At 68.2% G+C, this 9,231-nt stretch carries 8 protein-coding genes; 4 read left to right on the plus strand and 4 right to left on the minus strand.

The window, feature by feature from the left end; translation table 11 throughout:
• From AB4Y86_RS05460 to AB4Y86_RS05470, 3 genes are all read left to right on the plus strand, one after another.
• Positions 1 to 802, plus strand: an 802-nt coding sequence (locus tag AB4Y86_RS05460; RefSeq protein ID WP_441400806.1) for a magnesium chelatase domain-containing protein, incomplete at its 5' end; no start/stop codon positions are given.
• Between the two features lie 141 nt (positions 803 to 943).
• Entirely contained in the window at positions 944 to 1,249 is a 306-nt protein-coding gene (locus AB4Y86_RS05465) for an SHOCT domain-containing protein (RefSeq protein WP_441400808.1), read from the plus strand.
• A gap of 35 nt (positions 1,250 to 1,284) precedes the next feature.
• On the plus strand, positions 1,285 to 1,938 hold the full coding sequence (locus AB4Y86_RS05470) for a class I SAM-dependent methyltransferase (protein WP_441400810.1): 654 nt from the start codon (positions 1,285 to 1,287) through the stop codon (positions 1,936 to 1,938).
• Here AB4Y86_RS05470 and AB4Y86_RS05475 read toward each other — a convergent pair.
• On the minus strand, positions 1,935 to 3,137 hold the full coding sequence (locus AB4Y86_RS05475; RefSeq protein ID WP_441400812.1) for a fatty acid desaturase family protein: 1,203 nt from the start codon (positions 3,135 to 3,137) through the stop codon (positions 1,935 to 1,937). The genes AB4Y86_RS05470 and AB4Y86_RS05475 overlap by 4 nt on opposite strands.
• Positions 3,138 to 3,150: 13 nt before the next feature.
• On the minus strand, positions 3,151 to 4,221 hold the full coding sequence (locus tag AB4Y86_RS05480) for a ferredoxin reductase (RefSeq protein ID WP_441400814.1): 1,071 nt from the start codon (positions 4,219 to 4,221) through the stop codon (positions 3,151 to 3,153).
• Between the two features lie 99 nt (positions 4,222 to 4,320).
• Here AB4Y86_RS05480 and AB4Y86_RS05485 point away from each other — a divergent pair, with 99 nt between their 5' ends.
• Positions 4,321 to 5,523 carry a PucR family transcriptional regulator gene (locus AB4Y86_RS05485; RefSeq protein ID WP_441400816.1) on the plus strand — a complete coding sequence of 401 codons (1,203 nt, stop codon included), beginning with the start codon at positions 4,321 to 4,323 and terminating at the stop codon, positions 5,521 to 5,523.
• A 584-nt stretch (positions 5,524 to 6,107) separates the two neighbouring features.
• Here the strand turns inward: AB4Y86_RS05485 and AB4Y86_RS05490 are convergent.
• A complete protein-coding gene (locus AB4Y86_RS05490) occupies positions 6,108 to 7,475 on the minus strand; it encodes a GAF domain-containing serine/threonine-protein kinase (RefSeq protein ID WP_441400817.1) in 1,368 nt (455 codons plus the stop codon).
• A 219-nt stretch (positions 7,476 to 7,694) separates the two neighbouring features.
• Positions 7,695 to 9,230 (minus strand): peptide chain release factor 3, encoded by a 1,536-nt coding sequence (locus AB4Y86_RS05495; RefSeq protein WP_441400819.1) that lies wholly within the window; start codon positions 9,228 to 9,230, stop codon positions 7,695 to 7,697.
• Position 9,231: the final 1 nt, after the last annotated feature.

Here is a 9,231-nt window from a genome sequence, read left to right on the forward strand (position 1 = left end):
CTCCCAGGTCCGCGAAGTCGCGGCCTCCCTGATCGCCGCGGCCAAGCGCCGCAATATGACCACCCTGTTGGTGGGGCACGTGACCAAGGACGGCTCCATCGCAGGCCCCCGCCTGCTCGAGCATCTGGTGGATGTGGTCTGCCAGTTCGAGGGTGAACGGCATTCCCGGCTGCGGCTGCTGCGAGCGGTCAAGAACCGCTACGGCCCCACCGACGACGTCGGCTGCTTCGATCTGAACGAGGACGGCATCGTGGGCCTGGCCGATCCCAGCGGCCTCTTTGTCTCGCGCACCAAGGACCCGGTCTCCGGCACCTGCATTACGGTGACGCTGGAGGGCCGCCGGCCGCTGCTGGCCGAGGTCCAGTCCCTGCTGGCCGAAAGCGCCAACGCCCAGCCCCGCCGTGCCACCAGCGGGCTGGACAGCTCGCGGGTAGCCATGCTGCTGGCTGTGCTGCAGCAGCGCGCCGGCTGCCTGCTGCAAAAAGATGACTCCTACGTGGCGACCGTCGGCGGGGTGAAGCTCAGCGAGCCGGCCACGGACCTGGCAGTCGCCCTGGCGGTGGCCTCCGCCAAGGCCAAGAAACCGCTGCCGCAGCGCCTCATCGCCTTCGGCGAGGTGGGCCTGGCAGGGGAAGTCCGTCCGGTGCCCGGGATCAACCAGCGCATCCAGGAAGCCCACCGGCTGGGCTTCACACATGCGGTAGTGCCCGCCAGCCCCAACGGCCCCGGCCCGGTCCCGGCCGGTTTCTCGGTCCGGGAGGTCAGCCACCTGACGGAGGCCCTTAGCCTGCTGATCAGCTGACGACGGCGCCGCGGGGCAGTTCGGCCCGGTGCCGCCCGGAACCGGTGTCGTCCGGAACCGACGGCGCCGCGGAACTCTGGCGCTCCCTGCCCTGCGGGCGCACCATTGGATCAGTAGCTTCCACTGGCGAAGGGACCGGTCATGATGTGGGGGTACGGGCAGAACCTGTGGTGGATGTGGCTTTGGGGCATGCTGCTGCTGCTCGGCATCGCGGTGCTCGTCCTGCTGGCGATCCGGGTATTTGGCGGCACCGGCCAAGGAGCCCAGGGGCACGGAGCCGCCGGCCCCGCCGGCCTCTACGGCCAGCCGGGACTTCCGGGCCGCAACGCCGGCGCCGCCGGCGGCAGGAGCCAGGCCCGGCTCATCCTCGATGAGCGCTTCGCGAAGGGCGAGCTGACGGCGGAGCAGTACCGCGCGAATGTGACGGAACTTGGCGAAGGCCCCTAGCGCGCCGGCGCGGCCCGCGGAGCGTAAAGATGCCCATGGATGACATTGAGGCTGCATCCTCCTTCGGACGCTCGTATGCCCGCCTGGGACCGAAGATGGACGGCCGCGGCGCCTCGGCCCACCGCCGGCGGCTGCTGGCAGCGGCGAGCGGCGCCGTCGTCGAAATCGGGGCAGGTTACGGTGCCACGTTCCCGCTCTACCCGCCCGCGGTATCGCAGGTCCTGGCACTCGAACCGAACCCCACGCTCAGGGCGCTGGCGCAAGCCGCCGCAGCCGCAGCCCCGGTGCCGGTCACGGTGCTCCAGGGGGCGGGCGAATCGTTGCCGGCGGCGGACGCTTCGGTGGACGCCGTGGTCTCCAGCCTGGTGCTGTGCAGCGTGGCCGACCCGTCCGCCGTCCTGGCCGAAGCCGTCCGGGTCCTCAGGCCGGGCGGCCTGCTGCTGTTCTACGAGCACGTCCGCTCAACACACCGCTTGCTGGGAGTCGCCGAAGACCTCCTCACACCGCTCTGGAGCCGGCTGGCCGGAGGTTGCCACCCGAACCGAGACACTCCGGCCGCCGTCGTACGGGCCGGCCTGACCATACGGTCACTGGACCGCTTCGGCTTTTCGCCTCTGCCGGGCAACCCACCGCTGGCCCATGTGCTCGGAGTGGCGGTCAAAGCCGGGCCGCCCGGCCCGGGCGCCTAGGCCTTCTTCGGCGGCAGGGCCAGCCGGAAGATCTTGGCCCAAGTGGAGCCCACCTGCTTCCAGATCGGGCCGGTGGTGTACGGCAGRCCGTACCGCCGGCAGACATCCTGCACCTTGGGCGCCACCTCTGCGTAGCGGTTGGATGGCAGGTCCGGGAAGAGGTGGTGCTCGATCTGGTGCGAGAGGTTGCCGGTCATCAGGTGCATGAACTTGGAACCGGAGATGTTGGCCGAGCCGATCATCTGGCGCACGTACCAGTCGCCACGGGTCTCACCGTCCACCATTTCTTCGGTGAAGGTGTCTGCCCCGTTCGGGAAGTGGCCGCAGAAGATCACTGCGTGGGCCCAGACGTTCCGCACCGCGTTGGCCGTAAGGGTGCCGTAGAGGGCCTGCTTGCCGGAGCCGGTGAGCATGGCGACGGYGGGCGTGGCGGCGTAGTCCTTGGTGAACTGCTTCAGTGCCTTGCGGCCGAGGGCCTTGAGGTCCTTGGTGAGGGCTTGCTTGGACTTCTTGCCCTCTTTGAAATCTTGGAGTTCAAGATCGTAGATCGCGATGCCCCATTCGAAGACCGGGGCGAGCAGTGCGTTATAGAGCGGGTTGCCCAGGTTGAAGGGCGTCCATTCCTGCTGGGGGTCCATGCGCAGCAGGTTGTACCCGATGTCGTTGTCCTTGCCGACGACGTTGGTCCAGCGGTGGTGCAGGTCATTGTGGGTGTGCTGCCAGGCACGGGCGGGGGTGACGAAGTCCCATTCCCAGGTGGTGGAGTGGATGTCCGGGTCCCGCATCCAGTCCCACTGGCCGTGCAGGATGTTGTGGCCCAGCTCCATGTTTTCCAGGATCTTGGCGAGGCTCAGCATGGTGGTGCCGGCGACCCAGGCCGTCTTATTCTTGCTGACCAGCAGCGCCGCGCGGCCGGAGATCTCCAGGCCACGCTGGATTTTGATCATGCGGCGGATGTAGGCGGCGTCGGAGGCGCCCCGTTTGGCGAGGATTTCGTCGCGGACGGCATCGAGTTCGCGGCCCAGTTCGGCGACCTGTTCGTCGGACAGGTGTGCCGCGGCAGGCGGCCGGAGCAGGGGGCTCCCCGTCTCGGCGAGTGCGCCGGGCCGCTTCTTGACGCCCGGGACGGAGGTCCCGGCGGGGGCGGCGCTGGCGCTGCCTTCCTCGGCGAGATCAGGCTTGTCTGCAACTGTGGTCATCTGATGGTTCTCCTCAGAGGTCGAGGTTAACGGGCCCGGCGGCTGCCGAGACACAGGTCTGGATTAGTTGGCCGGGCTCGCCGTGCACTTCGCCCGTCCGCAGGTCGCGGATCTGGCCGGCGCGCAGCGGGATGAGGCAGCTGTGGCAGATACCCATCCGGCAGCCGCTGGGCATCAAGACCCCGGCGTCCTCGCCGACGTCGAGCAGGGGGGTCTCGCCGTCTGCTTCGACTTCACGGTCGGAGGCCTCGAAGGTGACGAGTCCGCCGTCGTGCCCCTCGCCGCCGGCCAGCGTGGTGCTGAAGCGTTCGATGGTCAGGTTCGCGGCCGAGGCGTCGGGGTCGGCCGCTTCGGCTGCCCACAGCGTCTCGGCGTCGTCGAGGAATCCGGCGGGGCCGCAGGCGTAGGCGGCGCGGCCACGCCAGTCCGGGCACAGCCGGTCCAGCGCGTCGGCGGCGCCGAAGTCCAGCCGCCCGTGTTCGGCGCTGAACCAGTGGGTAACTTTGAAATTCGGGAACTGGTCGGCCAGTTCGGCCAGTTCTTCGAGGAAGATGGCGTCTGCCGGGGTCCGCGCCGTGTGGATGAGGACGACGTCGGCATCCGGGCGGTGCGGGACCAGCGTGCGGATCATCGACATCACCGGGGTGATGCCGCTGCCCGCGGTGAGCATGAGCAGCGGACGCGGGTGCTCCGGCAGGACGAAGTCTCCCTGCGGCGGTGCCAGGAAGAGGACGTCGCCGGGCTTGGTGGTCCGGACCAGGGTGCCGGAGACGGCACCCATGTCGGTCACGGTGATGGCGGGGTCCTCGCCGGCGGGCGCGCTGAGCGAATAGGACCGCCAGTGGCGGACACCGTCGAGTTCGACGCCGATGCGGGCCCACTGGCCGGCACGGTGTGCTTGCCAGCCTCGGCCGGGATGAAAGAAAATGGTGGCGGAATCGGCCGTTTCGGGGACCACCCGGGTCACCACCCCGCGCAACTGGCGGGCAGAAAACACGGGATTGAACAGCGACAGAATGTCTTCTGGAGCTAGCGGGGTGGTCAGTAGAGATGCGGCGCGCGCCAGCTTACGGAGCCGGATCATTCATCAATCCTATGTCAACAGGCGCCATAATTCTTCACCCAAGGCATACGATCGACTCAAGGAAACTATCTCCACACAACAAGTATTTGGATTCCCACCATGGACGCATCCCCCACCGGAAACCCCGGTTACCCCGCCTATGACCCGCCGTGGCTGGCGCTGCCGAAAGAAGTCAGCGACATGCTCCGGCCCAGGATGCCCGGCATTGTGGAGGCCATCATTGAGGCCGTGCCACAGTTGGTTCCCGCCTACGCACGGCCGATCGAGGGCCGCTTCGGGCGGGGACTCCGGCGCGGCGTGGCGACGGCCCTGGACCGCTTCCTGCAACTCCCCGGGACCACGCTCCCGGCCCTTTCCGTGGAGAGCCGTCAGCTCGTGGCAGGACTGGGCAGCGGGGAGTTCCGGCAGGGGCGGAGCATGGATGCGCTGCTGAGTGCGTACCGGATGGGCGCCCGCGTCACGTTCCGCGAGATGTCCAAGGTCTCGGTTGAACACCATCTCGGCCAGAACGTGGTGGTGGATCTGGGCGAATCGATTCTGGCGTACATCGACGAGCTGTCCGCGGTCAGCGCCGAGGCCTACGCCTTCGAGCAATCCGAACGCGCCGGGGCGGTGGACCGGCGCCGCACCGAACTGCTGGACCTGCTGCTGCTGGGGCAGGCGGACGAGGCGGCGCTGCGCCAGAGCGCGGCCATGGCGGACTGGTCGCTGCCGCAGCGCATGTCGGTGGTCACGCTGCCGTTGGACCGCGCCGCGGGGCTGCGATTGCGGCTGGGCCCGGGAACCCTGGTGATTGAACGCGAGACCGATGCCGTGGTGCTGGTCCCGGCACACAAGTCCAAGTCCGCGCGGAAAGACCTGGAGAAGGCGCTGCGGGGCCGCGGCGCCTCCGTGGGCCCGGCAGGCGGCTGGGAGAAGGTTCCTGACTCCCTGCGGCTGGCCGTGCTGGCGGCATCGGCCCTGCCGCTCCGGGACCGGCCGGAGGACCCGCCCATCTGGGCGGACGAACATCTCGCGGCGGTGATCCTCGGCGCCGAGCCTTCCGCCATCACCGAGCTGGCCAACCGCCGCCTCGCACCGCTGGAGGGCCTCAGGCCGGCGCAGCGCGAGCGGCTCGCCGAAACCCTGCTCTCCTGGCTGCGCCACTGGGGCCAGCGTGCGCCGGTGGCCGCCGAGCTGGGCATCCATCCGCAGACCGTGGGCTACCGGGCGGCCCAGCTGCGGGAATTGTTCGGGGACGCGCTGGAGGACCCGGCGGCACGGTTTGAACTGGAGCTCGCGCTGCACGCCGGCAGGCGTTAGCGTACGATCCGGATACGGGTACGGATACCTACAGCCACGCGACGGCGGGGTAGCGGATGAGGGCCCCGATCATCGGCGGCCTCGTCGGGCCTAGCTCTCCGGCTGACCGCTCTTCGGCAGCGTTCTGAGCGCCAATAAGTGTTCAGCGAGGGCAACTTCCGGTTGACCGGGGTGTGCTTCCGCGAATGCACGCAACTGCTTCCGGGCAGCGGCTCCCTCGGATCCGGATCCGGACATTACAGCGTCGATGATGGCCTGGGCTTGTTGTCGGATTACCGGCACATCTGGGTCGGTGCCGTCACCCTGGGCCGTTGCCCAGTCGGGTTCAGCCTCATCGCGGTCCGGGAGCGGCACGGGGTTCGCCGGCATCTGATTGTCTGTTCCTGTCCCAGTTGACCCGAATACTCAGGCACCGTAGTCGGCGGAGGCGGTATTCAGGTCGCGGACGCTGAGTGCCGTGGCACGACCCTACAACGGCCAGGCAAGTTTCTTCTACCGCGGAATCGAATTTCTTGCATGGGCAACGACATAGCGGAACTGACGAACGATCCAGACCGTTGACCGGGCCATGGCGGCCTGTGGGCTCAGCTGGCGATCGCCTCGCGGCTCTGCAACCGCATCTCGAGGTCGTTCATGACGATCGCGGCCAGGTCCTCGAGCGTCCGGGTGTCCTCCGCGGTGAACTCGCGCGGCTCCCGGTCCAGGATGCAGAACGTGCCAAGGTTGAAGCCGTCCGGGGTGCGCAGCGGAACACCGGCGTAGAACTGCAGCCCGAACTCCCCCGCCACCAGCGGGTTGGAAAGCGTGCGCACGTCCCTCGCGGCGTCCTCAACGATCCAGGGCCCGTCCTGCAGGATCGCCGAGGCGCAAAGCCCGGGATCCCTGCCGATCTGGGTGACATCGGTGCCATGGTGGGCCTTGAACCAGATCCGGTCATGGTCCACGACGCTGACGATCGCAACGGGAACAGAAAACAGTCGGGCCGCGAGCGCCGCGATCCGGTCGAAGACACCGTCCTCGGGGGTGTCCAGGATCCGGTAACGCTCGACGGCGCGCATCCGGCCTTCCTCGTCATTCATCGCGGCCATATGGTTCTGCCGGTGCCGCCCGGCGCCGTTGATGACTTCCTGACGCAGGGCGAGGGAGACTTCCCGGGCCTGCGGCCGGTCCGCCGGATCGCGCGAAAGCATGGAGGACAGCAGCGCCACCCACATCGGGGCCAGCTCCTCCGGAATCTGAGGGTCGTGGAGCAGCCGCGCAACGGCGGATTGCACCGGCGCGCCGGGGTAAGCCATCCTGCCGGTCAGCCCTTCGAGCAGCACGAGCCCCAGCGAGTAGACGTCGCTGGCCGGCCCGGCTGGTTCGCCGGCCGCCTGCTCGGGGCTCAGGTAGGCCGGGGTCCCGGAAGTGCCGTCGTCGTCCGAACGGTTGTTTCCCAGGAGGGAGGCGACGCCGAAGTCGGTCAGCTTGGCCCGAGGCCGGCGGTCCTCGTTGCTGTAGTCCACGAGCAGAATGTTGCCCGGTTTGATGTCCCGGTGCACGATCCCGTGGTGGTGGATGTAGGACAGGCCGTCGGCAAGGTCGTAACCGATGTGGGCCATATGCGCGGCGGAGAGCGGGCCCTGGACGGCCCGGTGCCGCAGGTCCCGCCCGCGCACCAGCTCCATCACAAGGTAGGAGATCCGGCAGTCCGGGTCACTCAGGTCGGCGCCGGCGTCCAGCAGCGTCACCAGGGCGTGGTGGTTCATGCCGGCGAGTATCCGCACTTCCTGGCCCTGCCGGCGGGTGTGTTCAAGGTCGTCCGCGTCATTGCGGAAAACTTTGACTGCCACTTCCCGCTGGAGGAGTTCGTCGTGGGCGCGGTAAACAGTCGATTGGCTTCCCCTGCCGATGGGGGACGCGATCCGGTACCGGCCGCTCAGCAGAAAGCCGGATTCCACAGTTATTGTCAACGGGTCTTCTTGTTCCCTACATTCGGGTCCGCACTTCGAATCCGGCGGATCATTCCTTACCGGCCGGGTCGGCAGGCGCCCGCAAAGTTAGCAAGGTTACTTATGGTACCGCGGAAAGCGGATTCAGGAAGACCCCGCGGCGGGAATTTTGGGCACGTCGCCGACGTGCCGCCAGCCCCCTTGGCCGGCCCGGGAGGCCGTCCCGGGAGCCCGGGGCGGCTACTTCGCCGGGTTATGGGTGCCGATCGGCACCAGGGTCAGATCCGGGTGGTTCTTCTCGATCCGGCGCAGCGCCCAGACGTCGTTGAACAAGGCCAGGTACTCGCCGTCGGAGCGCAGCAGCACCTCGGCGCCGGGCACGTTCGCCAGCACGGGCATGGCATCCGCCGTCGTAATCCGCGCCAGCGAGTAGGGCAGCCGCTCAAGCCGCATCGGGGCGCTGAAATCGTGCGCCATCCGGTCTTCTACCACCTCGAACTGCATCGGGCCGACGGCGGCCAGCACGGGAGCCTGATCGCCGCGGATGTCGGAGCGGAGCACCTGGATGACACCCTCGTGTTCGAGCTGTTCGATGCCGCGGCGGAACTGCTTGAACCGGCTGGGGTCCTTGGAGCGGGCCACCTGGAAGTGTTCGGGGGCGAACAGCGGGATGGCGGGGAACTCCACCGGCTGTTCCAGGAACAGGCTGTCCCCGACGCGGAGCGAGGAGGCGTTTACGAGGCCCACGACGTCGCCCGGGAAGGCTTCGTCGATCACCTCGCGTTCGCGGCCGAACACCTGTTGGGCGTACTTCGTGGCGAAGGACTTCCCGGTCCGGCCCTGCGTGACCACCATGCCGCGTTCGAAGACGCCGGAACACACCCGGATGAACGCCACATGGTCACGGTGGGCCTTGTTCATGCCGGCCTGGACCTTGAAAACGAACCCGGCAAACGGGGCGTCAACGGGGCGTGCGGCGCCGTCGACGTCGGGCCGCGGGGCGGCGGGCGGCGCGAAGTCCACGAGCGCATCGAGGATTTCCTTCACGCCGAAGTTCAGCGCGGCGGAGCTGAACAGGATCGGCGTCGCCTTGCCGGCGTGGAAGGCGTCGACGTCAAACGTGAGGTTGGATTCGATCACGAGTCCGGCCTCGTCCACGGCGTTGGACCAGTCCGCGCCCTGGCTCGCGGCAGCCTGCTCCGGCGTGAAGTACTCGGTGAGGGCGATGTTGGCGCCCGCGTTGTTGCGCTTGAACTGGGCGAAGCGGTCATTGCGCAGGTCCCAGACGCCGCGGAAGTCACCGGAGATGCCCACCGCCCAGGTCAGGGGCATGGGCTGCAGGCCGGTGCGTTCGGTGATCTCATCCATCAGGGCCAGGGCGTCCAGGCCGGGCCGGTCCCACTTGTTGATCACGGTGATGATGGGCAGGTTCCGCTGCTTGCAGACCTCGAAGAGCTTCATGGTCTGGGTTTCCAGGCCCTTGGCGGCATCCACGAGCATCACGGCGCAGTCGACGGCGGCCAGGACGCGGTAGGTGTCCTCGGAGAAGTCCGCGTGGCCGGGGGTGTCCAGCAGGTTGATGACCGTGTCCCGGTAGGAGAACTGCAGCGCCGCGGAGCTGATCGAGATGCCGCGGTCCTTTTCCATCTGCATCCAGTCCGAGACGGTTTCCTTGCGGTTGGCCTTGCCGCTGGACGCGCCGGCGGTGCCGATCACCTTGGCGTGCAGGGCGAGGGCCTCGGTGAGCGTGGACTTGCCGGCGTCGGGGTGGGAGATG

This window comes from Arthrobacter sp. 2YAF22_2, from assembly GCF_052114645.1.
GTDB lineage: Bacteria > Actinomycetota > Actinomycetes > Actinomycetales > Micrococcaceae > Arthrobacter.

What these genes read in the sequence shown, in the direction of transcription:
- AB4Y86_RS05485 (WP_441400816.1), top strand. Translation starts at nt 4,321, where the DNA reads ATGGACGCATCCCCCACCGGAAACCCCGGTTACCCCGCCTATGACCCG.
- AB4Y86_RS05465 (WP_441400808.1), top strand. Translation starts at nt 944, where the DNA reads ATGATGTGGGGGTACGGGCAGAACCTGTGGTGGATGTGGCTTTGGGGC.
- AB4Y86_RS05470 (WP_441400810.1), top strand. Translation starts at nt 1,285, where the DNA reads ATGGATGACATTGAGGCTGCATCCTCCTTCGGACGCTCGTATGCCCGC.
- AB4Y86_RS05480 (WP_441400814.1), bottom strand. Translation starts at nt 4,221, where the DNA reads ATGATCCGGCTCCGTAAGCTGGCGCGCGCCGCATCTCTACTGACCACC.